We start from the raw sequence: 887 nt of genomic DNA, 5'->3' as shown, positions 1-887 counted from the left end.
GTCCTCGACGGTACGCTTCTGAGCTTGTCGCATCCAATGCTTGATCTTGGCGAAGGCCTGCTCGATCGGGTTGAGGTCGGGGGAGTAGGGTGGCAGGTACCAAAGCCTGGCGCCGGCAGCCTTGATCATCTGCCTGATCGCCGCCGACTTATGACTTCCCAGATTATCCATGACGACGATGTCGCCGGGTTTCAGCACGGTGATGAGCTGCTGCTCGACATAGGCGCGGAAGCATTGGCCGTTGATTGGCCCGTCGAAGACGCAAGGTGCCGCGAGCCTATCGCAGCGCAGCGCGCCGAGGAAGGTCAGCGTGCGCCAGTGGCCGTGCGGGGCCAAGCCGCGCAGCCGCTCGCCCTTCGGCCCCCAACCGCGCAGCGGAGCCATGTTGGTCTTGATCCAGGTCTCATCGATGAAGACCAGATGCTGCGGATCGAGGCCGGCCTGCCAAGATCGCCATCGCTGACGCCTGCGGGCAATATCGGCGCGCGCCTGCTCAAGGGCGAACAGCGTTTTTTTTGAAGCTCAGGCCCTCGCGCCTCAAGAACATCCAGACCGCGTTGTGCGAGACCTTGACCCCGCGTGCGGCCAACTCATCCTTCAAACCGTGCAGCGTCAGATGCGGTGTCTCACGTATACGCGCCTCGATGAAGGCACGGTGCGGCTCCAGCAACCTCTTGCGATGTCCACCCATCTTGCCCGGCGCGACCGAGCCAGTCACCCGATGGCGCTGCAACAACTTCACCGCCGCCGAAACCGAAATGCCGAACCGTTTGGCGGCCGACCGGCGGCTCTCGCCACCCAAAACCGCCGCTACAACACGTTCGCGAAGATCATTGGAAAGAGGTCGGGTCATCCGATGCTGGCCTCCACTCCAGCCAGCATCTTGA

The 887-nt window shown here is 62.9% G+C and carries 1 protein-coding gene; it reads right to left on the bottom strand.

Features of this window, described 5'->3' with window-relative positions; all coding sequences use genetic code 11:
* A protein-coding gene (locus NKI95_RS34315) for an IS630 family transposase (RefSeq protein ID WP_352722272.1) occupies positions 1–853 on the bottom strand; the annotation gives its coding sequence in 2 pieces (ribosomal slippage) (positions 1–516 and positions 518–853; 852 coding nt annotated over the 2 pieces). This gene is flagged as partial in the annotation.
* Positions 854–887 lie beyond the last annotated feature (34 nt).

Source organism: Mesorhizobium sp. M0306 (assembly GCF_040321655.1).
Lineage (GTDB): Bacteria > Pseudomonadota > Alphaproteobacteria > Rhizobiales > Rhizobiaceae > Mesorhizobium.
This window is presented reverse-complemented; position numbering and strand designations above follow the sequence as displayed.